Source organism: Nitrosomonadales bacterium (assembly GCA_016716325.1).
Classification (GTDB): Bacteria; Pseudomonadota; Gammaproteobacteria; order Burkholderiales; family Gallionellaceae; genus Gallionella.
In genome coordinates this window covers 450,042-475,556 of record JADJWO010000001.1, presented here as the reverse complement: position 1 = coordinate 475,556, position 25,515 = coordinate 450,042, and the positions used below count along the sequence as shown (strand labels likewise).

Sequence of the window (25,515 nt, the reverse complement as noted above, 5' to 3'; positions counted from 1 at the left end):
TCGTGCCGCCCGCGACACAACCGGCGGCACTTCGGTGTTCCGCGCGCGAAAAATAAAATGGCCCGCTTGCGCGAGCCATTGTTTGTAACTGGTGCCCAGAAGAGGACTCGAACCTCCACACCTTGCGGCACACGGACCTGAACCGTGCGCGTCTACCAATTCCGCCATCTGGGCTTCGTTTTACCGAAGGCGCGCAATTTAATTGTTAAAGGATTTATTGTCAATGAAAAAGAAAAATAATTTGCGTCTGCAGGACCCTCATCTGGAGCGCGAGCGCGAGAAATATCCGCATCCGTTGCCCAGTCGCGAGTTCGTTTTGCAGGTGCTTGCCGAGCAGGGCGGTCCGGTCGGAGAAGAGGAGTTGCTGCAACTCCTGCACATCGCGCAGCATGAAGAGGAATCGTTCCTGCGCCGGCTGGGTGCGATGGAACGCGACGGCCAGGTGATGCGCAACCGCAAGCGCGCGATCTGCGTGGTGGACAAGCTCGACCTGGTCAAGGGCAAGGTGCAGGGTCATCCGGACGGTTTCGGGTTCCTGATACCGGAAAACGGCAGCCCGGACATGTTCCTCAGCGAGAAGGAAATGCACAAGGTGCTGCACGGAGATGTGGTGATGGTGCGGCAATCCGGCGTGGACCGGCGCGGTCGTCCGGAAGCCAAGATCGTCGAAGTGCTGGAGCGCGCCAACAGCCGCGTGGTGGGCCGCCTGTACGAAGAGCACGGCATCCAGTACGTGGTGGCGGAGAACCGCCGCATCACCCAGGATATCCTGGTCGCATCGGGCCAATCGGGCGATGCCACGACCGGGCAGGTGGTGATCCTGGAGATACTCAAGCATCCCGATAAACATGCGCAGCCGATCGGGCGCATCGTGCAGGTGCTGGGCAACTATGCCGATCCGGGCATGGAGATCGAGATCGCGCTGCGCAAGCACGACCTGCCGCACGAGTTTCCCAAGGATGCCGAGAAACAGGCCAAACACTTTGCTCCCGAGGTCAGGCCGGAGGACTGGGCCGGACGCGAGGATATCCGCAGCCTGCCGCTGGTCACCATCGACGGCGAGACGGCGCGCGATTTCGACGATGCGGTGTATTGCGTGCCGGAGAAGGGCGGCTACCGGCTGGTGGTGGCGATCGCCGACGTCAGCCACTATGTGCAGACCAACGATGCGCTCGATCGAGAGGCGATCCTGCGCGGCAACTCGGTATATTTTCCGCGCCGCGTGATCCCGATGCTGCCGGAGGAACTATCCAACGGCCTGTGTTCGCTGAACCCCCAGGTGGAGCGCCTGTGCATGGTGTGCGACATGCACGTCAGCAACAGCGGCAAGATCGGCAAGTACCGTTTCTATCCTTCGGTGATGTATTCCAACGCGCGCCTGACCTATACGCAGGTCGCCGAGATGCTGGGCCAGCCGGACGGAGAACTGGCAAAGCGCAATGCAAAGATCCTGCCTCACCTGCAACATCTCCATGAATTGTTCCAGAAGCTGCTGCATGCGCGCGAGAAGCGCGGTGCGATCGACTTCGAGACGGTCGAGACGCAGATGATCTTCACCGACCAGGGCAAGATCGAGCGCATCGTGCCGGTGGTGCGCAACGACGCGCACAAGCTGATCGAGGAATGCATGCTGGCGGCCAACGTCTGCGCCGCCGACTTCCTGCACGCGCACAAGCACACCGTGCTGTATCGCATCCACGAAGGGCCCACGCCCGAGAAACTGGAAGCCCTGCGCGAATTCATGAAGGAATTCGGATTGCAGTTGACGGGGGAAGATGACCCGCAGGCGGCCGATTATTCAAAACTGCTCAAGCGCATCAAGGGACGTCCCGATGCGGGCTTGTTGCAGACCGTGATGCTGCGCTCACTGAAACAGGCCAAGTACGAGCCGGAGAACGTCGGCCACTTCGGTCTGGGATACGAGGCCTACACCCATTTCACCTCGCCGATCCGCCGCTATCCCGACCTGCTGGTGCATCGCGCCATCAAGGCCGTGTTGCACGGCAAACAATACAAGCCGGCACAGAAATGGTCCGAGCTCGGCATGCACTGCTCGATGACCGAGCGCCGTGCCGACGATGCGACGCGCGATGTCGAAGCCTGGCTGAAATGTTTCTACATGCGTGACCATCTCGGCAGCGTGTTTACCGGCACGGTTTCGTCGGTCACGGGTTTCGGCATGTTCGTCTCGCTGGACGACCTGTACGTCGAAGGGTTGGTACACATCTCCGAACTCGGCAAGGACTACTACCAGTTCGATGCCGCCAAACACCAGTTGCTCGGCGAACGCACCGGACAGCGCTATCGCCTCGGCGATCGCGTACAGGTGCGCGTGGTGAAGGTGGATATGGAAAGTACCAAGATTGACTTTGTGCTCGATGGACTGATCGAAACCGGCGGAGAAGGGCGCAGCACAGGCAAAGCAGCAAAAGGAAAATCCAGAGGAAAGAAACACCATGGCTGACCTGCGTCTCATCTACGGCTTCCATGCCGTCACCTCGCGCATTCGCCAGAACCCGGACGGCGTGCTGGAAATCTACCTGCAGGCGCAGCGTCACGACCCGCGCATGCGCGACCTGGTCAAGCTGGCGGAAGACAACGGCGTGCGCGTCATCCCGGTGGACGCGAAACGTCTCGACGGCATGGCGGGCGGCTCGCGGCATCAGGGCGTCGCCGCGCGCGTCGATGCGGCTCGCCGTGTACAACACCTGTCCGATGTGCTGGACACGCTGGAAGAACCGCCGTTGCTGCTGGTGCTGGACGGCGTGCAGGATCCCCACAATCTGGGCGCCTGCCTGCGCAGCGCCGACGCGTTCGGCGTGCATGCGGTGATCGCACCCAAGGATCGCGCGGTCGGCATCACCGCAACGGTGGAGAAAGTCGCCTGCGGCGCGGCCGAGACCGTGCCCTACATCACCGTTACCAATCTGGCGCGTACGCTGCGCGAATTGCAGGAACGCGACATCTGGGTGGTCGGTGCGGCGGGCGAGGCGGAGCAGGATCTGAACAGCTTCAGGCACACCCGCGCGCTGGCCTGGGTGCTGGGCGCGGAAGGCGAGGGCCTGCGCCGCCTGACGCGCGAGACCTGCGACGAACTGGTACGCATTCCGATGCTCGGCAGCGTGGAAAGCCTCAACGTCTCGGTCAGCGCCGGCATCTGCCTGTTCGAGGCACGGCGTCAGCGGCAGGGTGGGGCGTAAGCCCCGGGCACCCACCGGCGTACTCCTTGCGGGTGCAGCGGCAGGGTGGGGCGTAAGCCCCGGGCACCCACCGGCGTACTCCTTGCGGGTGCAGCGGCAGGGTGGGGCATAACCCGGGGTAACCACCGGCCTACTCTTTAAGCGGAGGGCAGTCGGAAAAATGATATTTCGCGATCGTGAAGATGCAGCACGGCGGCTGGCGAAAGCGCTTGTGCAGTATCGCGGACAGCATCCGCTGGTACTGGCGATCCCGCGCGGGGCGGTGCCGATGACACGGATCATCGCGGACGAACTGGGCGGCGAGATAGACGTGGTGCTGGTGCGCAAACTGCGCGCGCCGGCCAATCTAGAATTCGCGCTCGGCGCGGTGGACGAGACCGGCTGGACCTATCTGGCCGATTACGCGGAACAGGTAGCGGGCAGTCCGCGCTACATCGAAACCGAGATAACCGCACAGCTTGAAACGATGCGCGAACGGCGCGCCAGCTATACGCCGGTGCGCCCGCCGCTCGACCCTGCGGGCCGTATCGTTATCGTGGTGGACGATGGACTGGCAACCGGCGCTACGATGATTGCCGCGCTGCACACGCTACGCGCCAGACATCCGCAAAAACTGGTCTGCGCGGTGCCGGTCGCACCACCCGACACGCTGGAAAAGGTGAAACCATATGCCGACCAAGTGATTTGCCTGACCGCACCGGCGATGTTCTATGCGGTGGGCCAGTTCTACCAGTCGTTCCCGCAGGTGGACGATGACGAGGTGATTGCACTGCTGGGCGGCACTGCGTAACCCGTAACCGGAATTCTCGCGCGAATCCAACGACTGCTGCTGGAAACAATGCCTGCCTAATCCATGGTCAGGAGCGTGCCACAAGGAGACATTGGACGGTGCTGTCCAGTATGACTGGCCTTGTTATTCATAGAGAAGTTAGATAGCCTTCGCCACTTCAATAGGTTATGGAAAACTGCCGTGTCCGTATTATCAAAACATGCCCTGACGAGTCTGTCATATGAATTTAATAACGGTTAGCCACATGAACGAAGCTCCTTTTCGATATACCCACACTTGGCCTGCAAAACCTTTGGTAGCTGTTCTGGCGGTGATAGGCGCAACGGTTTTTACTTTTGCCGTTTATTCCGTAGAAGAGGCTCCAGTATTTATACAAATTGCCCTTGGATTATTTGCGCTGATAAGCCTGATGGTTGCGATGGGCGCGGCGATCGGTACCACCGTCGAAGTAGATGCCGATGGTAACCTTGCCATCATCAAAATGATGGCTGGCTTTCCATTCAATAGCATCCGCATTCAATCGGGCGAGATTATAAAAGTTGAATTGAATCGCCAAATGTCAGCGGGGTCTCCCAAATCAAGTGATATGGGTTCCAACCCAAGCACTCCACGGTTTCGTATTGATATAGTGCATGCGCAAGGAAAAGTTCTGGTTGTAGCCAACTCGGGAAATTTAGATACCCAAGCCAATCGTCTTGCTGAAGCCATGAATTGTCCTATGGAGAAAATAGGCGACTGGAGATGACTGTTGGCTTTTCCAAAACATAAACCTAGCCCAGAACCTATAATGAACCGTCAATGGCGGCTTTATGGCGATGATTCCAGCGAGTTGACTAATTGCTATGTGCCAATTGCGGAAGTACAGCTTCTGGTTCTGATTGGCTCCCCAGTTCGTACCAGAACCAGCACTAAAAATGCATAGACTTTTTTCCGCTTGTGCCTGAGGGTTTTTGCCGATAGATTGCGTTCCCATGTCACCGAAGTACTATTTTCCTGCCGACCCCTCGTGGCGTGAACGTCAGCTTTTCCGCTACTTGCGGGGGATACATGTACTCACCCTTCAGGAAGAAGGCCGCTTAAGAGTCAAGAAACAGCATAGCTATCAAACAATTGGAGATATACGGCAAGATTCAACAGAAGGAACCAAGTCGACTTTCATCCAAGGTCCTGGCTACTTTACTGGCCCACAGGCTAAGGCCATCCTTGGCTTCAATGTTCACTCAGTCACAGTCAACGATGGAGGGCTCATGCGTTTTCAACATAAGCTGTCCTTGCCGCCCGCATATATGGTGAGCACCTCTGCAACCCGTGGAACGCACCTGTTGAATCGCTTCGGCGTGAACGACTACTTTACGATTACAAACGTTGAACTCTTTCTGACAATATTGGCCCGCGAGATTTATAAGCAGATAAAAATAGAAATTGTAGCCTTCGACAAAGTGACATACGTCAGACAAAAGTCACGCACTTATACGATGCCGCAGGCTGCCAAGCTGCCCAATACAATCCACAGCGTAGATGTCGCAGAATATTTCAAGAAGACACTCAACTACGCGGTAGAGGCCGAATACCGCTTTTTATTCTTGACCGATGCTAAAGATGCGCCCGAGTATCTGGACTTGCAGCTTCCGCTATCAGAAGTCCATGCTTGCTGCCACTTTAATCACGAAATGGGGACGGAGCCCAAATAATTTCAGTGGCTCATCCCTATCTGCGTTGAACTTCCGCAACGTGTCGATAGCGCCATGCCACGACAATCCGCTTTCTGGTGGCAATGAATACACAATACTGTAATGAGCAATCCCGGCAGTTAATATTCGCCCATCCTGACTGATTGGCGTTAATATCGGCACATGTCTTGCGCCTGCATTCCTTTCCCGTTATCCATTTTTTCACGACATGTTTTCATGGCTGATTAAACTGAAACTGCACTGGCAGATTCTGATCGCGCTGGTGCTTGCCGTCATTGCCGGTACGCTGGCCGGGACGGATGCGGGGTTGTTCGGCGTGCGCTTTTATGCGGTGTTCGATTTTATCGGTACACTGTTCCTGAATGCGTTGAAGATGCTGATCGTGCCGCTGGTGGTGTCGTCCATCATCGTGGGTGTCGCGGGCATCGGTTCGGGCGGCGCATTCGGCAGGCTGGGTCTGAAGACGCTGACGTATTACATGGTAACCAGCCTGTTTGCGATTCTGGTCGGTCTCGTCATCGTGAACATGGTGGCACCCGGCATGACGGACGGCGTGCCGGCAAAGGATATGGTCAGCATGTCCGGGAATGTCGATGAGGTGGTCGCCAGGGTGGAAGGCAAGGGTACCGGCGACCTGGTCGGGATTTTCCTGCGTATGGTGCCGGCCAATGTGGTCGCGGCGGCGGCAGAAGGGCAGATGCTCGGGCTGATCTTCTTCAGCCTGTTGTTCGGCTTTTTTATGACGAGGGTCGAGACTGCCCATGCCGAGACCCTGTATAAATTCTGGCAGGGCGTGTTTCAGGTGATGATGAAGATCACCGATTGGGTGATGCTGTTCGCGCCGATAGGCGTGTTCGGTCTGGTCGCCAAGGTGGTCGCCAGTACGGGCTACGCTGCGTTCGTGCCGCTGGCGTGGTTCTTCGCCAGCGTGATTGCCGGTCTCGCGGTGCATTTTATGATCGTGTTGCCGTTGCTGCTGTTCTTTGTCGGGCGGGTCGATCCGCGACGCCACTTCCGCGCGATGGCGCCTGCGCTGCTGACCGCGTTCTCCACCAGTTCTTCCGCCGCCACTTTGCCGCTTACGATGGAATGCGTGGAGAAGAAGGCGGGCGTTTCCAACCAGACCAGCAGCTTTGTGCTGCCGCTGGGGGCGACGGTCAACATGGACGGCACCGCGTTGTATGAATGTGTTGCGGCGATATTCATCGCGCAGGCTTATGGGATCGAGCTGGGTTTCGTGCAGCAATTCACCATCGTGCTGATGGCGCTGGTCACTTCCATCGGCGTGGCCGCGATCCCCTCGGCGAGCTTGGTCGCGATTGCGATCATTCTGTCTGCTGTTGGCTTGCCGGTTGAGGCGATCGGCCTGATCCTGGCGGTGGATCGTGTGCTGGACATGTGCCGCACGTCGGTGAATGTGTTCAGCGATTCATGCGGGGCGGTGATCATCGCGCGCCTGAGCGGCGAAGCCAATGTGCTCGGATCGCGCCCGTATGCGGGGAATAGTTTTTTTAAAAAAGCTGGAAGAGATAAATGATCGCAATATTATTAATGATTGCCGGGATACTGTTCCTGGCTTTGCAACTGGAAGATAAATTAAAGGTGCCATCGCCGCTGGGCCTGATCGCGCTATCTTTTGTGGCCCACTACGGTTTCCAGCAGGTGCCGGTGCTGACCGGAGACGCCGAACACTTTGCGACACTGGTGATCTTCCTGCTGCCGATCCTGCTGATTTCGGACTCGCTCGAAGTCAGGCTTGCCGACCTTAAAGAACACAAGTTCAGCCTGCTCTATCTGGCGGTGGTGGCGGTCGTGCTGTCGGTATTGATGGCGCTCGCGATTTCCGATTGGCTGTTCGCCGACTACGCGCTGTCCAATGCCGCGGTCATCGTGCTGTTCGCGATGGTGCTGGCAACCGATCCGGTTTCCGTGGTCAGTATCTTTTCCAAGTTCGAACTTCCGCACCGGCTCAAGATACTGGCAGAGGGCGAAAGCCTGCTCAACGATGCCACCGCGCTGATCGTGTTTGTCTTCGTCGGCCTGTTCGCGTTGTCCGGCGGCGAGATCGGCACCGCCTATGTGGCGGGCATCAGCGGTGAAGTGGTGCTCGGTTCGGTCGCGGTGGGTCTGCTGGTCGGCTTTGCCGGACTGATCGTGATGAAGTCGACGGAGAACCGCATCGCCGAGATGATGGTGTTGATCATCACCGGCTACGGCGCATTCGTTATCGCCGAGCATTTCTACGAGATTCTCAACCTGCTGGGAGGTCACTCGCACCTGCACCTGTCCGGGATACTCGCGGTGATCATCGCGACGATCACGGTCAATCACGTGATGACGCAGGCGGTCATCGAGGAAAGCGCGCAGATCGAGCGTGACGAGGCGGAACTGCAACTCGAGGCCCGGAATCAAAACAGTTCATCCGGCGTCATCGGCAATGTGCTGAACCGCATCAAGGCGACCGTCGAGGAGCGCGACCGGCATCTGCGCAGCAAGGAGGACGTCCAGTTGCTGGCGCTCGTCGCCAATACCATCCTGTTCATCGCGATGGCGGAGATGATCGACCTGAACCTGTTGTGGCACTACAAGGTGGAGATACTGGCGATGTTCCTGGCTACCACGCTGATCCGCGGCACGATGATGGGGCTGTTTGCATGGCTCGCCAACAAGACAGGAAAGATGGTCAACATCAGTTTCCGCTGGTGGAGTGTCCTGACGTTCGCCGGCATCAAGGGCGGATTATCCATCGTGATGCTGACCATGATCCCGGACTCGTTCGAACACCTCGAGATGTTCAAGGCGGTGGTGATCGGGATCATCATGCTGTCCACCTTCCTTTATTCCACAGCCCTGTTGTTCGTCATCGGCAGCAACAAGGAGCGTTTCCTCGCGGAAAAGCTTGAAGAAGGACATTAAGGCCGTTTCCGGGATCAGCGATGCGGCTTTGCCGATCTTCCCAACATCACCGGGATGCGGCGCGCACCGAACGGCTGGCCGAATGACTCGAAATGCCCGGCGATCTTCGCGTTGCAGTCCGGGCAGTGGCCATCGGGCGTAAGGCGGTAGCGGTTGATCTCGTACCAGTCGCGCTCGATCAGCTTTGCATGGCAAGACGGGCAGAAGGTCGTGTCGCCTTCCTTGTCATGCACGTTGCCGGTGTAGACGTAATTCAGCCCGGCATTCATGGCGATGGCGCGCGCGCGGGTCAGCGTGGCGGGCGGCGTGGGCGGCACGTCGGCCATCTTCCAGTCCGGGTGGAACGCGGAGAAGTGTAGCGGCACGTCCGGCCCGAGTTCCTGCGCCACCCATTTCGCCAGTGCGGTGAGTTCGGCGTCGCTGTCGTTGTGGCCGGGGATCAGCAGCGTGGTGAGTTCCAGCCAGCAATCGGTTTCGTGGTGCACATAGGCCAGCGTATCGAGCACTGGCTGCAAGTGCGCACCGGTCAGCTTGACATAGAACTGGTCGGTGAAGCCTTTGAGGTCGATGTTAGCCGCGTCCATGCGGGCAAAGAATTCGCGTCGCGGCGCGTCGTGAATGTAACCGGCAGTCACCGCGACGGTCTTCAGGCCCTGTGCATGGCAGGCGTCCGCTGCATCCAGCGCATATTCAAAGAACACCACTGGGTCGTTGTAGGTGAACGCGACGCTCTTGCTACCGTATTGATGTGCGGCCTGCGCGATGGCTGCAGGCGAGGCGCTGTCCATCAGCCGGTCCATGTCGCGCGACTTGGAGATGTCCCAGTTCTGGCAGAACTTGCAGGCGAGGTTGCAGCCGGCGGTGCCGAAGGAGAACACGCTGCTGCCCGGATAGAAATGGTTGAGCGGCTTTTTCTCGATCGGGTCGATGCAGAAGCCGGACGAGCGCCCGTAAGTGGTCAGTACCATCTGATGGTCTGCGACGCCGCGCACGAAACAGGCGCCGCGCTGCCCCTCGTGCATCTTGCAGTCGCGCGGGCACAGGTCGCACTGGATGCGCCCATCGTCCAGCTTGTGCGAGTATTTCGCGGGATGACGTTCGTCAGGATGGATGGCTTCATCCATGTCATTTCCCTTCGCGGAATTTCTGCACGCCGTAGCGTGACAGTCGGACATCGTGCGACCAGAATCCGGCGGGCAGCCCGGCCTTGTTCTTCAGATGTGCCATGAACAGTTCGGGTTGCGGTAGTTGTTCCCAGACCTGCGGCAAAAAGGTGCTGCGATATCTGCCGTATTCAAACACGACGCCGTCGATATCCGGGCGCAACTGCGCCAGCGCGTCGGCCTCATCCCGGAATGTCATCGGCTGGCTCGGCGTGAGCAGCGAGACCTCTACCGCTACGTTATCGAATTCCGCTGCGGTCAGCGGTGCGAAGCGCGGATCCTGGAAGGCGGCTGCCAGCGCATTGCCGCGCACGTCGTCGATGAGCGGGCGGTAGGCTTCCAGTGAGCCGATGCAACCGCGCAATTGTCCGTTCAGCGTCAGGGTGACGAATACCGCACCGCGGGTTTTCAGCCAGTCGTGATGCGGCAATTCTGGCTCGGGCGTGCCGAAGTGTGCGGCAATGGCATTGCGCGCCAGCGCCAGCAGCGTCTTGCCTTGTTCATTGTCCAGCATGCTCATGTTCTCCGGTGAAGGCGAACGCGGAGTAACCCACGACCCGGTCGGGCGTGCCCGCCGTGTCACCGGAATTGCGCAGGTCGAGGAGATGGGGCTTCAGGCCGTGCCGGTGTGCCGCCAGGATCAGGCCGCTGATCGGCGTGCCTCCGCAGGCGTGATCGTGGGGAATGGGTTGGTGCAGTTGCAGGATGTCGTTGGCGGTCTGCGCGTCCACGCTTTGCGCGCGGGCATAGGGCAGGTAGTGTGACAGGTCGGAACTGATGACGATCAGTGTCTCATCGCCACCCCACACGGTCTCAAGCACTTCCGCGACCTCTTCCGGCGTAGCCATGCCGACCGCCAGCGGCAGCAGGATGAAGTCCGGCAGTACGCTTTGCAGGAACGGCAACTGCACCTCCAGGGAATGCTCCAGTTCATGGGCTTCGCTGCTGACGACCACTTGCGGCAGATAGGCGACGGCGCGCATCGCCTCCGTGTCCAGTGTCACTTGTCCGAGCGGGGTCTCGAAGGCTTCGGCATCCGGCAAGGCCAGGCCGCGCACCGCGACGCGATGGGTCGGGCCGAGCAGCACCACGCGCCGGATGCGCGTGGCGATCGGGAGTAGCGTGGCATAGGCAGTGGCTGCGATGGCGCCGGAATAGACGTAACCGGCATGCGGCACGATCAGTGCCTTGGGGGTGAGTTCGAACGGGCGTGCCCCGGACAGGAAATGTTGCACGTCATGCGCGAGTTTCCCGGGTTCGGCGGGGTAGAACATCCCTGCAACGGCAGGGGGGCGGATGGCAGACATGGCGACCTCCTTTTGGCTATATCTCGGATATGAGGACAGTCCGGGAAGAATCAAGTCGGGTAGCAGTGGAACGGCTTACCCCAGCAGATGCTTCACATGTTCGCGTTCTTCGAGCAGTTCGTTATGACTGTCCTGCATGTGCTTGCGCCCCAGTTCGCTGATCGGCAGTCCCTGCACGATGGTGTAATGACCGTGTTTGCAGGTGACGGGGAAACCGTACAGCACGCCCTCGGGGATGCCGTAGCTGCCGTCGGAGGGGACGCTCATGGTCACCCAGTCGTTGTGGTGCGAGCTGAGCATCCAGTCGTGGATATGCGAGACTGCGGCGTTGGCGGCACTGGCCGCGCTGGACAGGCCGCGCGCTTCGATCACCGCCGCGCCGCGCTTCTGCACGGTCGGGATGAATTCGCTTTCGATCCAGTCTTCCCAGTTGTTCTGGATCAGCACGTCCCGCACCTTGCGGCCGCGGATCTCGGCGTGGTCGAGGTCGGGATACTGCGTACCGGAGTGATTACCCCACACCACCATCTTCTTGATATCGCGTATCGGCTGGAACAGCCTGAGAGCGACCTGCGCGATGCCGCGGTTGTGGTCGAGGCGCATCATCGCGGTGAAGTTGCGCGGGTCGAGGTCGGGCGCGTTCCTCATCGCGATCAGCGCGTTGGTGTTGGCGGGATTGCCGACCACCAGCACTTTGACGTGGCGCGCGGCATATTCGTTGAGCAGTTTGCCCTGCGCGGAGAAGATCGCGCCGTTGGCTTCGATCAGGTCCTTGCGCTCCATGCCCTTGCTGCGCGGGCGGGCGCCGATCAGCATGGCGATCTCGGTGTCGCGGAAGGCAACCTTGGGATCGTCGGTGACGATAACCTGTTGCAGCAACGGGAAGGCGCAGTCCTCCAGTTCCATCGCCACGCCGCGCAGCATTTGCTGGGCCTGTGGCAGATCGAGCAGTTGCAGGATGATCGGTTGTTCGCGTCCCAGCATGTCGCCGTTGGCGATGCGGAACAATGTAGCGTAACCGATCTGTCCGGCGGCGCCGGTGATGGTGATGCGGACGGGGGCTTTCATCGGGTATCTTCCGGACAAAACAATATGCGCATGATAATTCTTTTGCACGGCCTCTGCATGGCGTACGGCGCAGGTACTTTTCGTTTTATCAAAATCATACAAAGGTGTAGCATGGCGGCCTTCGTTTTTATGTTGCAGAGATCGGCCATGAATCAGAAACGCCCGAAGCACCTTGCGCTGCATTTGATCAAGTTACCGCTTCCCGGTTTTGTCTCCATCCTGCATCGCATCAGCGGCCTGTTTCTGTTTTTGGCGTTGCCGCTGTTCTTGTGGATGCTGCAATGCAGCCTGCGCTCCATCGAAACCCATACCCGATTGATGGAGTTGTTGGCCCAGCCGTTGCTCAAGTTGATGTTGCTGGGCTTGCTGTGGGCGTTCCTGCATCATTTCTGCGCCGGACTGCGTTATCTGGCCATCGACCTGCATTATGCGAGCAATCTCGTGCGGGCACGCAGCAGCAGTTGGGCGGTGATGGTGGTGAGCCTGTCGCTGACGGTCTTCTTCGGGGTGAAACTATGGTGAATCGCGTTGTGGTCGGCGCGCATTACGGATTGCGCGACTGGCTGATCCAGCGTATCTCGGCTGTGGTGATGGCGCTGTATGGCACGGCATTGGCGGGCTATCTGCTGTTGCAACCCCGCATGGACTACAACGCGTGGACGGCGCTGTTTTCCAGCCAATGGGTGCGCACCTTTACCTTGTTGTTCCTGTTGAGCGTGTTCTATCACGCGTGGATCGGAATGCGCGACATCGTGATGGATTACGTGAAGCCTGCCGGGATCAGGTTGCTCATCCATGTGCTGGTGATCCTGGTGCTCATTATTTATTCGATCTGGTCGATGCAGATCCTGTGGGGAATGTAATGACGGTCGCAAAACGGACATTCGATGTGGTGGTGGTGGGTGCGGGCGGTGCCGGGATGCGCGCGGCGCTGCAATTGGCCGAGGCAGGCTTGAAGGTGGCGGTACTGTCCAAGGTGTTCCCGACCCGTTCGCACACCGTCGCGGCACAGGGCGGTATCGCCGCCTCGCTGGGCAACGTCAAGGAAGACAGCTGGCACTGGCACATGTATGACACCGTGAAGGGCTCGGACTATCTTGGCGACCAGGACGCGATCGAGTTCATGTGCCGCGCAGCGCCGGAAGTGGTATACGAACTGGAACATTACGGCATGCCGTTCGATCGGCTGGCCAGCGGCAAGATCTACCAGCGGCCGTTCGGCGGGCACATGCAGGAATACGGCAAGACGCCGGTGGACCGCGCTTGTGCGGCGGCGGACCGCACCGGCCACGCGCTGCTGCATACGCTGTACCAGCAGAACGTGAAGGCAAACACGCATTTCTTCATCGAGTGGATGGCGCTGGATCTGATCCGCGACGAGGACGGTGATGTGCTCGGCGTGACTGCGCTGGAGATCGAGACCGGCGAGGTGATGATCTTTCAGGCGCGTGCGACGCTGTTCGCCACCGGCGGGGCGGGACGCATCTTCCAGTCCAGCACCAATGCCTACATCAATACCGGCGACGGGTTGGGCATGGCGGCGCGCGCGGGGATCCCGCTGGAGGACATGGAATTCTTCCAGTTCCATCCGACCGGCGTGTATGGCGCGGGGGTGCTGATCTCCGAGGGCGTGCGCGGCGAGGGCGGTTACCTGCTCAACAAGAACGGCGAGCGGTTCATGCCGCGCTATGCGCCGACCGCGAAAGACCTGGCCAGCCGCGACGTGGTGTCGCGCGCGATCACCGTGGAGATCAACGAGGGACGCGGCTGCGGTCCGCACGGTGACCACATCCTGCTCAAGCTCGATCATCTCGGCGATGAAATGATCCGCAGCCGCCTGCCGGGGATACGCGAGATCGCGCTGAAGTTCGCCCATGTCGACCCGGCTGTTGAGCCGATCCCCATCGTGCCGACCGCGCATTACATGATGGGTGGTATCCCGACCAATTACCACGGGCAGGTGGTCGCGCCCTACAAGACCGGTCCGGACGAAGTGGTGCACGGGTTGTATGCGGTGGGCGAATGTGCCTGCGTGTCGGTGCATGGCGCGAACCGGCTGGGCTGCAATTCGCTGCTCGACCTGCTGGTGTTCGGCAGGGAAGCGGGCAGGCAGATCATCGAGGACCTGAAGAACAACCCGCATCCCAAGTTGCTGCCGGCGAATTCCGCCGACTATTCGCTGTACCGGCTTGCGCGTCTGGAAGACCGGAAGGATGGCGAGTCGGTCGCGGAAGTCGGCGATGCGATGCGCAAGACCATGCAGAAGCATTGCGGCGTGTTCCGTTTCCCCGGCTTGCTGGCCGAAGGCGTGGAGCAGATCAAACAGGTTGCCGGGCGTGTCGCGCAGACTGCTATCCGGGACAAGAGCAAGGTGTTCAATACGGCGCGCATCGAGGCGCTGGAACTGGATAACCTGATCGAGGTGGCGCAGGCGACGATGCATGCCGCCGAAGCACGCAAGGAAAGCCGCGGCGCGCATGCGCGCGACGATTTCCCGGAACGGGACGATGCGAACTGGCTGAAGCACAGCCTGTATTTCCGCGAAGGGAACCGGCTGGACTACAAGCCGGTGCGCCTGAAACCGCTGACGGTGGAATCGTTCCCGCTCAAGGCGCGGGTGTACTAGAGAGGTCGAGCCGATGAAATTCAGGATTTACCGCTACAACCCCGATACGGACAGCGCGCCGTACATGCGGGACTATGAACTGGAACCCGGGCCGAACGACAAGATGTTGCTGGATGCGTTGCTGAGACTCAAGGAGCAGGACGATAGCCTGTCATTGCGCAAATCCTGCCGAGAGGGTGTGTGCGGTTCGGATGCGATGAACATCAACGGACGCAACGGCCTGGCGTGCATCACGCCGCTGGCCGGTTTGCATGAGCCGGTGGAATTGCGTCCGCTGCCGGGATTGCCGGTGATCCGCGACCTGATCGTGGATATGACGCAGTTCTTCAAGCAGTATCATTCCATCAAGCCGTACCTGATCAACAACGATCCGCCGCCGGAGACCGAACGCCTGCAATCGCCGGCGCAACGTGCGCACCTGAACGGCCTGTATGAATGCATCCTGTGCGCCTGTTGCACGACTTCGTGTCCCTCGTTCTGGTGGAACCCGGACAAGTTCGTCGGTCCGGCCGGACTGCTGCAGGCCTACCGTTTCATCGCCGACACGCGCGACCAGGCGACCAGCGAGCGCCTGGATGATCTGGAAGACCCGTATCGCCTGTTCCGTTGCCACACCATCATGAACTGCGCGGATGTGTGCCCCAAGGAGTTGAATCCGACCGAGGCGATCAGCCACATCAAGGATCTGATGACCAAACGCATGGTCTAGGAGATGCCGTGAAACATCTGGAGCGCGTGCGTTGGCGGAGCAGAAGGGGATTGCTGGAACTGGATATCGTGCTGGCGCGTTTCGTCGGGGCGTATTACGCGCAGCTCGCCGATGATGAGAAGCGGGTGTTCGAGACGATGCTGGATATGCCCGACAACTTGCTCTGGGATATGATTGCGGGCAGGAGGGAGGCGACGCAGGGGGAACAGCACGCGTTGCTGGAAAAAATCAGATCGGCGTGAACCACAATGCCGTATTTATGAACATTGATCGAGAAGGGTAGAGAGACGGATGGAAAACAATAACAGTAATCTTCGCCAGAGTGGCCGCATCGCAACCTTGACGCTGGATGATGGCCGCAATATCGAGCTGCCCATCCTGTCTGGCACACTGGGGCCGGAAGTGATCGATATCCGGTCCCTGAGCAAGCTTGGCATCTTTACCTATGACCCGGCTTTCGTCTCGACCGCCAGTTGCACGTCCGAGATTACTTTCATCGACGGGGAGGTTGGGCTGCTGTATTACCGTGGCTATCCGATCGAGCAGCTGGCCGAACGGTCGGATTTCCTGGAAGTCTGTTATTTGTTGCTGAACGGCGAGTTGCCGACCGGAGAACAAAAGAAAAGATTCACCGACCTGGTCTCCCACCACACCATGGTGCATGACCAGTTGGCGCGTTTCTATAACGGTTTCCGCCGCGACGCGCACCCGATGGCGGTGATGGTCGGCGTGGTCGGAGCGCTATCGGCGTTCTATCACGATTCGCTGGATATCAATAACCCGAGCCACCGCAAGGTGTCGGCGCACCGCTTGTTGTCCAAAGTGCCGACGCTGGCTGCGATGGCCTATAAATACAATGTCGGCGAGCCGTTCATGTATCCGAAGAACAAGTACAGTTACGTGGAAAATTTCATGTACATGATGTTCGGCACGCCGATGGAGGACTATGTCCCCAACCCGGTGCTGGTGCGTGCGCTCGAGCGCATCCTGATCCTGCATGCGGACCATGAGCAGAATGCTTCCACCTCGACCGTGCGTCTGGCCGGTTCGAGTGGCGCCAACCCGTTCGCCTGTATCGCTTCCGGTATCGCGGCGCTGTGGGGGCCGGCGCACGGCGGTGCAAACGAGGCTGCGCTGCGCATGCTGGAAGAGATCGGCGACGTGTCGCGCGTGGAGGAATACGTGCAGGGCGTAAAGGACAAGAAATACCGGCTGATGGGCTTCGGTCACCGCGTCTACAAGAATATGGATCCGCGCGCCAACGTGATGCGCCAGACCTGCCATGAAGTGCTGAAAGAGCTGCATCTGGAGAACGACAAATTGTTCGAACTGGCGATGGTGCTGGAAAAGACCGCCCTGAGCGATCCGTATTTCATCGAGCGCAAGCTGTATCCGAACGTGGATTTCTATTCCGGTATCGTGTTGCGCGCGCTGGGCATCCCGCTCAACATGTTCACGGTGATCTTTGCCGTGGGGCGCACCATCGGGTGGGTGTCGCAATGGAACGAGATGATCGCCGATGCCGAGCAGAAGATCGGCCGTCCGCGCCAGTTGTATCGCGGCGAAGTCCGTCGTGATTTTGTGCCGATCGATCAGCGTTGACCCGGATCATGCCGAAATGACCGCCCCGGAAGACAATTATCTGCGACAGATGCAGGATACCTCGTTGTTGTTCGGCGGCAACAACGTATTCGTGGAGAGTCTTTACGAGGACTATCTGCGCAGCCCTGCCAGCGTGCCTGCCGAGTGGCGTGATTACTTCGACCGCATGCAGGCAAGTGGTACGCAGCCGGATATTGCGCATAGCCCGATCCAGCACAGTTTCGCGGCCTTGCCCAGGAGCGATGCGGCGGCGGCGACGCGGACCGACGAGATGCGCAAACAGGCTTCGGTGTTGCAGTTCATCAACGCCTACCGGTTCCTTGGCGTGCGCATTGCCAACCTTGATCCGCTGGCACGGCATGTCAAGCCGGCGGTGGCCGAACTGACCCTGTCTTATTACGGACTGGGCGAATCCGACCTGGATTCGACTTTCCATACCGGTTCGCTGGTGGGTGGCGCACGCATGACGTTGCGTGAAATCGTGCAGCGTTTGCGCCGCATCTACTGCAGCAGCGTCGGCGCGGAATACATGTACATCAGCAATGTGCCGCAGAAGCGCTGGATACAGGCGCGCCTGGAAGGTCCGGACGGCGAGCCCAGCTACCCGGTGGAGGTGAAGAAACGCATCCTCGAACGGCTGACTGCCGCCGAAACGCTGGAGCGTTACCTGCATACCAAATATGTCGGGCAGAAACGTTTCTCGCTGGAAGGCGGCGAAACGCTGATCCCGTTGCTCGACCATCTGATGCAGCGTGCGGGAAGCCTTGGTGTCAAGGAATGTGTGATCGGTATGGCCCACCGCGGACGTTTGAACGTGCTGGTGAATACGCTGGGCAAATTGCCGCAGGTGTTGTTTTCGGAATTCGAAGGCGTCCATCTCGGGCAGCTCACTTCCGGGGACGTCAAGTACCATCAGGGCTTTTCGTCGGATATCGCGACGCCGGGAGGACCGATGCACGTCACGCTGGCCTTCAATCCGTCGCATCTGGAGATTGTCAACCCGGTGGTGGAAGGTTCGGTGCGCGCTCGCCAGCATCGCCGTCTCGACCATAAAGGCAAGCAGGTCATCCCCATCCTGTTACACGGCGACGCCGCTTTTTCCGGCCAGGGTGTGAATCAGGAGACGTTCAGTCTGTCCCAGACGCGCGGTTACGGTACCGGCGGAACGGTGCATATCGTCATCAACAACCAGATCGGGTTCACCACATCGGATGCGCGCGATTCGCGTTCTTCGCCGCACTGCACGGACGTGGCCAAGATGGTCGATGCGCCTATCCTGCATGTGAATGCGGACGATCCCGAGGCGGTGCTGATGGTCGTCGAGATCGCGCTCGATTTCCGCATGCAGTTCGGCAAGGATGTCGTGATCGACATGGTGTGTTTCCGCAAGCTGGGGCACAACGAACAGGACGAGCCGCTGGTCACCCAGCCGTTCATGTATCGCTATATCAACCAGCATCCAAGCACGCGCGCCTTGTATGCCAAACATCTGGTGGATCGTGGCGTCCTGTTGGCGGATGCTCCGGACGAGATGATTGCCGCCTACCGCCGCGCGATGGATGAGGGCCGCAATCCTGCCCAGCCGGTATTGACCGATTTCAAGCATGAGCATGCCGTGGACTGGAAGCGGTTCCTGGGCGGGCTACCCTGGCATACACCGGTCGAGACAGGTTTACCCCTGGCGCGCTTGCAGCATCTGGCCGAACGGCTCACCGCCATCCCTGATAATTTCAAACTGCATTCGCGCGTGGAGAAGATCATCTCCGACCGGATCGCGATGGGACGGGGCGAGTTGCCGCTGGATTGGGGGATGGCGGAGAATCTGGCTTATGCCAGTCTGGTTGCGGAGGGTTATCCGGTGCGCCTGTCGGGAGAGGACAGCCAGCGGGGCACGTTCTTCCACCGCCATGCCGTTCTGCACGACCAGAACCGCACCCAGTGGGACAAGGGCTACCACGTTCCCCTGCAGAACATCGCGCCCGATCAGGCGGATTTCGTGGTGATCAATTCCATCCTGTCGGAGGAGGCGGTGCTGGCGTTCGAATACGGCTATGCCATCGCGGAACCCGACACGTTGACCCTTTGGGAAGCGCAGTTCGGTGATTTCGCCAACGGTGCGCAAGTGGTCATCGACCAGTTCATCACGTCCGGCGAAGCCAAGTGGGGCAGGCTGTGCGGGTTGGTCATGCTGCTGCCGCACGGCTACGAAGGACAGGGACCGGAGCATTCTTCGGGACGCATCGAGCGCTATCTGCAATTGTGCGCCGACTACAACATCCAGGTGTGCGTTCCTTCCAATGCGGCACAGATATTCCATCTGCTGCGCCGCCAGATGCTGCGCCCGATGCGCAAGCCGCTCATCGTATTCACGCCGAAGAGTTTGCTGCGCAGCAAGGATGCGGCTTCGCCGCTGGACGATTTCGTCAAGGGCGGTTTCCAGCCGGTGATTCCGGAGGTGGACGCGCTGGATGCCGGCAAGGTGAGACGGATCATCGCCTGTTCCGGGAAGATCTATTACGAACTGCTCAAGCTGCGGCGTGAACGCGATATTGGCAACATGGCGATCATCCGGCTGGAACAGCTCTATCCTTTCCCGCACGATGGTCTTGCCGCGCAGATCGCCGCCTACCCGAATGCAAGCGAGGTGGTGTGGTGCCAGGAAGCGCCGGGCAACCAGGGCGCATGGCACCGCATCCAGCATTATCTGTTGCGTCATATGCGCCCCGGCATGAAGCTTGGCTATGCGCTGCGACCGTCTTCCGCGTCGCCGGCCGCCGGTTATCTCGCGATTCACAACGAACAGCAGAAGGCGGTGATCGAAGCCGCGTTCCGCCCCGATCTTGAAATCAAGAACAATCCAGGAGCAAGACGCCATGAGCATCGTTGAAGTCAAAGTCCCGCAGCTTTCCGAATCCGTTTCCGAAGCGACGCTGCTTGTCTGGCACAAGAAGGAAGGCGAGGCCGTCAATGAGAGCGAGAACCTGATCGATATCGAGACCGACAAGGTGGTGCTGGAGCTGCCTGCGATCAAAAGCGGGGTGCTGGTCAACATCATCAAGGGCGATGGCGCGAAGGTGACGGGCGGCGAGGTCATCGCCCGGATCGATACTGCCGCGGCGCTACCCGCATCCTCCGCGCCCGTCCACGAGAAAACGGCAGAGGTGGCGCCTGCGGCATCGCCTTCTGCACGCAAACTTGCCCATGAACATGATGTGAACGTCGGCCAGTTGAAGGGTAGCGGGCGGCATGGCCTGGTGACCAGGGAAGACGTGCTGAATGCTGTGCAGCATGCCGCACCGGCCCTGCCGCAGGCCGCCGCATCCGTGGCGCCGGCAGGTAGCCGTCCGGAGCAACGCGTGCCGATGACGCGCATCCGCCAGCGCATCGCCGAACGCCTGCTGCAATCGCAACAGAACGCTGCGATCCTGACCACCTTCAACGAGGTGAACATGCAGCCGGTGATGGATCTGCGCAACAAGTACAAGGATGCCTTCGAGAAGAAATACGGCGTGAAACTGGGTTTCTCCTCTTTCTTCGTCAAGGCGGCGGTGATGGCCTTGCATAAATTCCCCGTCGTCAACGCCTCGGTGGACGGTACTGACATCATCTACCACGGTTATTTCGACATCGGCGTGGCCATCGGCAGCGAACGCGGCCTCGTGGTGCCGGTCATTCGCGATGCAGACAGGTTGTCGCTTGCCGATATCGAGAAGCGCATCGTGGATTTCGGCGCGCGCGCCAGGGATGGCAAGATCACCATGGAGGAATTGAGCGGCGGCACGTTCTCCATTTCCAACGGCGGTGTGTTCGGTTCCATGTTGTCCACGCCCATCATCAATCCGCCGCAAAGCGCCATTCTCGGCATCCACGCCACCAAAGAGCGTCCAGTCGTCGAGAACGGCCAGATCGTCATTCGTCCGATCAATTACCTCGCCCTGTCCTACGACCATCGCATCATCGACGGGCGCGAAGCCGTATTGTTTCTGGCCGCCATCAAGGAGGCTCTGGAATATCCCGGGCGGGTGTTGCTAGACCTGTAAATAGTTTGGAATCATTTCACGCTTACCGGATCTTTGAGGAGGGCGGAAGATCCGCCGGGCGCTTCGTCGAGCTTCAGCTTTCCGACCTCGACCCCGGCGAGGTCGTCATCCAGACCCATTACTCCAGCGTGAACTACAAGGATGCCCTCGCGGCGACAGGCGCGGGCAAGGTGGTGCGCCGCTTTCCCTGCGTGGGTGGCGTGGATGTGGCGGGGACGGTGGCCGATTCGTCCGATGTCCGATTCAAGCCGGGCGATGAGGTGATTGTGACCGGCTATGGCATGGGCGTGGACCATGACGGCGGGTTTGCCGGATATGTGCGCGTCCCGGCGGACTGGGTTGTACCGCTGCCGCAAGGTCTGACGCTGCTTGAGGCGATGGCGCTGGGCACGGCGGGTTTTGCTGCGGCATTGTCTGTCCATCGCCTGGAACAGAACGAATTGACGCCCGGGAATGGCCGGGTGATCGTGACGGGTGCGACTGGCGGGGTGGGCAGCTTGGCAGTCCAGATGCTGGCGCAACTGGGCTATTCGGTCGTGGCATTGACCGGGAAGGACGGCGAGCACGCTTACCTGGAATCGCTCGGCGCTTCGGAGATCCTGTCGCGCAACGATTTGGCGATGGGCGTTCGGCCGCTGGAAAAGGCGCAATGGGCCGGCGCAGTGGATACGGTGGGCGGCGAAACGCTGGCATGGCTGACACGCACCATGCGCCAGAACGGCGCGATTGCGAGCGTCGGCAACGCGGGAGGCATCGAACTGCATACCACCGTGATGCCCTTCATTCTGCGCGGCGTGCGGTTGGTCGGCATCGACTCCGCCGCGACTGCGATGGCGTTGCGCCGTATTATCTGGCAGCGACTGTCTTCCGACCTGCACCCCGGCTCGCTGGACAAAGTGACGCGCATCGAGTCGTTTGGCGATTTGCCGCAGGTGTTTGCCGGATTGCTGCAAGGCAAGCTGCGCGGACGCACGGTAGTGGGAATAAAACCCGAAGCTTAGTGCTATAATCCGCCCCCAAAGCTGGAAGCGAAAACAGCGCGGAAGTGGCGGAATTGGTAGACGCACTGGATTTAGGTTCCAGCGCCGCAAGGTGTGCAGGTTCGAGTCCTGTCTTCCGCACCAGCACCTAATTCAACTTAAATCTCAAGGAAATACAGTATGTCCAGCGTAGAAACCGTAAGCGCATTAGAACGTCGCCTGAACGCATCGATCCCTCAGGAAGCTATTCGCGGCCAGATTGCCGCACGTTTGAAGAATATCGGGCGCACCGCGAAGATTGCAGGATTCCGCCCCGGCAAGGTACCGACAAAGATTCTTGAGCAATACTATGGCGAGCAGGTCCGCCAGGAGGCGTTGGGCGAAGCGCTGCAACAATCGTTCGATGCCGCCGCGCAGTTGAATAACCTGAGGGTGGCCGGTTATCCGCAGTTTGAGGTCAAGACCCAAGACCTGAGTGCGGACCAGATCGAGTACAGCGCGACTTTCGAGGTGTACCCGGAGGTAGTAATCGGCGATGTTGGCGCGGAGTCGATTGAGCGTGTCACTTACGAATTGAACCAAGCGGATGTGGACAATACGATTGCCACTTTGCGCAAAAAACACGCCACTTATCATCCGGTCACGCGCGCCGCACAAGTCGAGGACAACGTAGTCGTCGATTTCGTCGGCAAACTCGATGGTGAAGCGTTTCAGGGCGGTGAGGGCAAAGGTTATCCGGTACTGCTGGGCTCGGGCAGCATGCTGCCCGAATTCGAGGCGGCCATCGTCGGCATGCAGCCGGGAGAGACCAAGTCTTTCGACATGACTTTCCCTGAGAATTATCACGGCAAGGATGTGGCAGGTAAGCAAGTCACATTTTCGATTACTTTGCAGAGTGTCGAGGAGCCCAAACTGCCGGAAGTGGATGCGGGGTTTGCAAAGTCGATCGGCATCGAAGATGGCGACGTCAGCAGAATGGAAGATGAGATTCGCAGCAACCTGGCGCGCGAAGTATCGCGTCGCCTGAAAGTGCGCAACAAGGAAGAGGCGATGAATGCATTGCTGAAGGTATCCAATTTCGATCTGCCCAAGGCGCTGGTTGAATGGGAATCGCAGAGCCTGATGCAGCAAACCATGCAGGATATGGAGGCGCGCGGGATGAAGATCGGAGGCGTGAGGCTGCCACTGGAACTGTTCAGGGAGCGTGCCGAGAAACGCGTCAAACTGGGGCTGGTCCTGGCCGAACTGACGCAGAAGTATGAACTGAATGCCAAGCCGGAACAGGTCCGTGCGCTGGCCGAAGATTACGCGCAGAGCTTCGATCACCCGGAGGAAGTGGTGCGCTGGTACTATGCCGATCCTGCCCGTTTGCAGGAAGTGGAGAATCTGGTGCTGGAAGAGAACGTGGTGGCTTGGGTGATGTCGCATGCCAAGGTGACCGATAAGGCGCTGGCCTTTTCCGATCTGATGGGGAATTGATATGCAGCGTGATGAGCCGCAAAACATTGGCCTGATCCCGATGGTTGTGGAGACCAGCGGGCGCGGCGAACGGGCGTATGACATCTATTCTCGCCTGCTCAAGGAGCGCGTGGTATTTCTGGTCGGCGAGGTCAACGATCACAGCGCGAACCTGATCGTGGCACAGATGCTGTTCCTGGAATCGGAGAATCCGGACAAGGACATCCATTTCTACATCAACTCTCCGGGTGGTTCGGTGACTGCGGGCATGGCGATTTACGATACCATGCAGTTCATCAAGCCGAATGTCAGCACACTGTGCGTCGGACAGGCGGCAAGCATGGGGGCGTTCCTGCTGACGGCCGGCGAGAAGGGCAAGCGTTTCTGCCTGCCCAATTCACGCGTGATGATCCATCAGCCGCTCGGCGGTTTTCGCGGACAGGCTTCGGATATCGAAATCCACGCAAAAGAGATCCTGTACCTGAAGAAGCGATTGAACGAATTGTTGGCGCAGCATACCGGGCAATCGGTGGAAACAATCGAACGCGATACGGATCGCGACAATTTCCTGAGTGCCGGAGATGCGGTGAAATACGGATTGGTGGATCAGGTGCTGGAAAAGCGCGTTTGAAGGACAGATTTTGTGTGCCGATAACACGACGAAAGGTTGAACTATGACTGGCGATAAGAAATCCGGTGACAAGTTGCTTTATTGCTCATTTTGCGGAAAGAGCCAGCATGAGGTGCGCAAGTTGATTGCGGGGCCTTCGGTGTTCGTGTGCGACGAGTGCATCGCGCTGTGCAACGACATCATGCGCGAAGAAAATCAGGGTGAGGATGTCAAGGGTGTCAAGACGGATCTGCCCGCGCCGAAAGAGATTTGCTCGACGCTGGACGAGTATGTGATCGGTCAGGAAAGAGCCAAGCGCATCCTGTCCGTTGCGGTGTACAACCATTACAAGCGTCTCAAGAGTGATGACAAGGATGGTGTGGAGCTGGCCAAGAGCAATATCCTGCTGATCGGTCCGACCGGTTCCGGCAAGACCTTGCTGGCGCAGACACTGGCGCGTTTGCTCGATGTGCCGTTCGTGATGGCGGATGCGACCACGCTGACCGAAGCGGGCTATGTGGGCGAGGATGTCGAGAACATCATCCAGAAACTGTTGCAGGCTTGCGATTATGATGTTGAAAAAGCGCAGCGCGGCATTGTGTACGTGGATGAGATCGACAAGATTTCGCGCAAGTCGGATAACCCTTCGATCACCCGCGATGTGTCCGGGGAGGGTGTGCAACAGGCGCTACTCAAGTTGATCGAAGGTACCAAGGCATCAATCCCGCCGCAAGGCGGGCGCAAGCATCCGAATACGGAATTCCTGCAAGTGGATACGACCAACATCCTGTTTATCTGCGGCGGGGCGTTCGATGGTCTGGAAAAGGTCATTCGCAACCGCTCGGTAAAGGCGAGCATCGGTTTCGGCGCGACTATCAGCAGCAAGGACGATCGCAAGACCGGTGAGACGTTGCGCGATGTGGAACCGGAAGATCTGATCAAGTTTGGCTTGATCCCGGAGTTCGTGGGGCGTCTGCCGGTGGTGGCGACGCTGGAGGAACTGGATGAGCCCGCTTTGGTGAAGATTCTGACCGAACCGAAGAATGCGCTGACTAAGCAGTATCAGAAACTGTTTTCGATGGAAGGGGTGGAGCTGGAATTCCGCGAAGGCGTTCTGCTGGCGATCGCCAGTAAGGCATTGGCGCGCAAGACCGGCGCGCGCGGGTTGCGCTCGATACTGGAACAGTCGCTGCTGGATGTGATGTTCGATCTGCCTTCGATGGAGGATGTCAGCAAGGTGGTGCTGGACGAATCCGGTTCTGGTGGAGAGATCAAGCCCATGGTCATCTATGCCGACACTCCCAAAGCAGCCTGATTGAACAGGCCGAGTACGACATCAGGCGGTTTGTTCTTTA

Annotated in this window: 23 protein-coding genes and 2 tRNA genes; 20 read left to right on the top strand and 5 right to left on the bottom strand. The window is 59.2% G+C overall.

Features of this window, described 5'->3' with window-relative positions:
- Positions 1-89: 89 nt before the first annotated feature.
- Positions 90-174: transfer RNA gene (locus IPM27_02230), tRNA-Leu, on the bottom strand.
- A 49-nt stretch (positions 175-223) separates the two neighbouring features.
- Here IPM27_02230 and rnr point away from each other — a divergent pair.
- The 7 genes from rnr to IPM27_02195 all read left to right on the top strand — a co-directional run bounded on the left by rnr (position 224) and on the right by IPM27_02195 (position 8,597).
- The gene (gene rnr / locus IPM27_02225) at positions 224-2,464 is read left to right on the top strand and encodes a ribonuclease R (protein ID MBK9160377.1); all 2,241 of its coding nucleotides are present in this window, start codon (positions 224-226) and stop codon (positions 2,462-2,464) included.
- Positions 2,457-3,200, top strand: a complete 744-nt coding sequence (gene rlmB / locus IPM27_02220) for a 23S rRNA (guanosine(2251)-2'-O)-methyltransferase RlmB (GenBank protein ID MBK9160376.1) — start codon at positions 2,457-2,459, stop codon at positions 3,198-3,200. The genes rnr and rlmB overlap by 8 nt, the downstream gene beginning before the upstream one ends.
- Before the next feature lie 160 nt (positions 3,201-3,360).
- A complete protein-coding gene (locus IPM27_02215) occupies positions 3,361-3,990 on the top strand; it encodes a phosphoribosyltransferase (GenBank protein ID MBK9160375.1) in 630 nt (209 codons plus the stop codon).
- Between the two features lie 244 nt (positions 3,991-4,234).
- Positions 4,235-4,735 (top strand): hypothetical protein, encoded by a 501-nt coding sequence (locus IPM27_02210; protein MBK9160374.1) that lies wholly within the window; start codon positions 4,235-4,237, stop codon positions 4,733-4,735.
- A 226-nt stretch (positions 4,736-4,961) separates the two neighbouring features.
- A complete protein-coding gene (locus IPM27_02205; protein MBK9160373.1) occupies positions 4,962-5,681 on the top strand; it encodes a hypothetical protein in 720 nt (239 codons plus the stop codon).
- A 208-nt stretch (positions 5,682-5,889) separates the two neighbouring features.
- The gene (locus IPM27_02200) at positions 5,890-7,218 is read left to right on the top strand and encodes a dicarboxylate/amino acid:cation symporter (protein MBK9160372.1); all 1,329 of its coding nucleotides are present in this window, start codon (positions 5,890-5,892) and stop codon (positions 7,216-7,218) included.
- Positions 7,215-8,597, top strand: coding sequence for a cation:proton antiporter (locus IPM27_02195; protein ID MBK9160371.1), 1,383 nt, complete (start codon positions 7,215-7,217; stop codon positions 8,595-8,597). The genes IPM27_02200 and IPM27_02195 overlap by 4 nt, the downstream gene beginning before the upstream one ends.
- A gap of 14 nt (positions 8,598-8,611) precedes the next feature.
- Here the strand turns inward: IPM27_02195 and amrS are convergent, their stop codons facing one another.
- The 4 genes from amrS to IPM27_02175 all read right to left on the bottom strand — a co-directional run bounded on the left by amrS (position 8,612) and on the right by IPM27_02175 (position 12,135).
- Positions 8,612-9,721, bottom strand: coding sequence for an AmmeMemoRadiSam system radical SAM enzyme (amrS, locus tag IPM27_02190; GenBank protein MBK9160370.1), 1,110 nt, complete (start codon positions 9,719-9,721; stop codon positions 8,612-8,614).
- 1 nt (position 9,722) lies between these two features.
- Positions 9,723-10,280: an AmmeMemoRadiSam system protein A gene (gene amrA / locus IPM27_02185; protein ID MBK9160369.1), complete on the bottom strand. Its 558-nt coding sequence runs from the start codon at positions 10,278-10,280 to the stop codon at positions 9,723-9,725.
- On the bottom strand, positions 10,261-11,067 hold the full coding sequence (gene amrB / locus IPM27_02180; protein ID MBK9160368.1) for an AmmeMemoRadiSam system protein B: 807 nt from the start codon (positions 11,065-11,067) through the stop codon (positions 10,261-10,263). Before amrB ends, amrA begins: the two co-directional genes overlap by 20 nt.
- A 75-nt stretch (positions 11,068-11,142) precedes the next feature.
- Positions 11,143-12,135, bottom strand: coding sequence for a malate dehydrogenase (locus IPM27_02175; GenBank protein ID MBK9160367.1), 993 nt, complete (start codon positions 12,133-12,135; stop codon positions 11,143-11,145).
- 147 nt (positions 12,136-12,282) lie between these two features.
- Between IPM27_02175 and sdhC the strand changes: the two genes are divergently transcribed.
- The 13 genes from sdhC to clpX all read left to right on the top strand — a co-directional run bounded on the left by sdhC (position 12,283) and on the right by clpX (position 25,475).
- A complete protein-coding gene (gene sdhC / locus IPM27_02170; GenBank protein MBK9160366.1) occupies positions 12,283-12,657 on the top strand; it encodes a succinate dehydrogenase, cytochrome b556 subunit in 375 nt (124 codons plus the stop codon).
- Complete coding sequence (gene sdhD / locus IPM27_02165; GenBank protein ID MBK9160365.1) at positions 12,651-12,998, top strand: succinate dehydrogenase, hydrophobic membrane anchor protein; 348 nt, start codon at positions 12,651-12,653, stop codon at positions 12,996-12,998. The genes sdhC and sdhD overlap by 7 nt, the downstream gene beginning before the upstream one ends.
- On the top strand, positions 12,998-14,761 hold the full coding sequence (locus tag IPM27_02160; protein ID MBK9160364.1) for a succinate dehydrogenase flavoprotein subunit: 1,764 nt from the start codon (positions 12,998-13,000) through the stop codon (positions 14,759-14,761). The genes sdhD and IPM27_02160 overlap by 1 nt, the downstream gene beginning before the upstream one ends.
- A gap of 13 nt (positions 14,762-14,774) precedes the next feature.
- The gene (locus IPM27_02155; protein ID MBK9160363.1) at positions 14,775-15,470 is read left to right on the top strand and encodes a succinate dehydrogenase iron-sulfur subunit; all 696 of its coding nucleotides are present in this window, start codon (positions 14,775-14,777) and stop codon (positions 15,468-15,470) included.
- An 8-nt stretch (positions 15,471-15,478) separates the two neighbouring features.
- The gene (locus IPM27_02150) at positions 15,479-15,712 is read left to right on the top strand and encodes a succinate dehydrogenase assembly factor 2 (protein ID MBK9160362.1); all 234 of its coding nucleotides are present in this window, start codon (positions 15,479-15,481) and stop codon (positions 15,710-15,712) included.
- A 49-nt stretch (positions 15,713-15,761) separates the two neighbouring features.
- A complete protein-coding gene (gltA, locus tag IPM27_02145; GenBank protein ID MBK9160361.1) occupies positions 15,762-17,072 on the top strand; it encodes a citrate (Si)-synthase in 1,311 nt (436 codons plus the stop codon).
- A 16-nt stretch (positions 17,073-17,088) separates the two neighbouring features.
- A complete protein-coding gene (locus tag IPM27_02140) occupies positions 17,089-19,959 on the top strand; it encodes a 2-oxoglutarate dehydrogenase E1 component (GenBank protein ID MBK9160360.1) in 2,871 nt (956 codons plus the stop codon).
- Entirely contained in the window at positions 19,946-21,112 is a 1,167-nt protein-coding gene (odhB, locus tag IPM27_02135) for a 2-oxoglutarate dehydrogenase complex dihydrolipoyllysine-residue succinyltransferase (GenBank protein MBK9160359.1), read from the top strand. The genes IPM27_02140 and odhB overlap by 14 nt, the downstream gene beginning before the upstream one ends.
- 5 nt (positions 21,113-21,117) lie before the next feature.
- Positions 21,118-22,113, top strand: a complete 996-nt coding sequence (locus tag IPM27_02130; GenBank protein MBK9160358.1) for an oxidoreductase — start codon at positions 21,118-21,120, stop codon at positions 22,111-22,113.
- A 38-nt stretch (positions 22,114-22,151) separates the two neighbouring features.
- Positions 22,152-22,236: transfer RNA gene (locus tag IPM27_02125), tRNA-Leu, on the top strand.
- 36 nt (positions 22,237-22,272) lie between these two features.
- Positions 22,273-23,571, top strand: a complete 1,299-nt coding sequence (locus IPM27_02120) for a trigger factor (GenBank protein ID MBK9160357.1) — start codon at positions 22,273-22,275, stop codon at positions 23,569-23,571.
- 1 nt (position 23,572) lies between these two features.
- The gene (gene clpP, locus IPM27_02115; protein MBK9160356.1) at positions 23,573-24,181 is read left to right on the top strand and encodes an ATP-dependent Clp endopeptidase proteolytic subunit ClpP; all 609 of its coding nucleotides are present in this window, start codon (positions 23,573-23,575) and stop codon (positions 24,179-24,181) included.
- Between the two features lie 43 nt (positions 24,182-24,224).
- Positions 24,225-25,475, top strand: a complete 1,251-nt coding sequence (clpX, locus tag IPM27_02110; protein MBK9160355.1) for an ATP-dependent Clp protease ATP-binding subunit ClpX — start codon at positions 24,225-24,227, stop codon at positions 25,473-25,475.
- Positions 25,476-25,515: the final 40 nt, after the last annotated feature.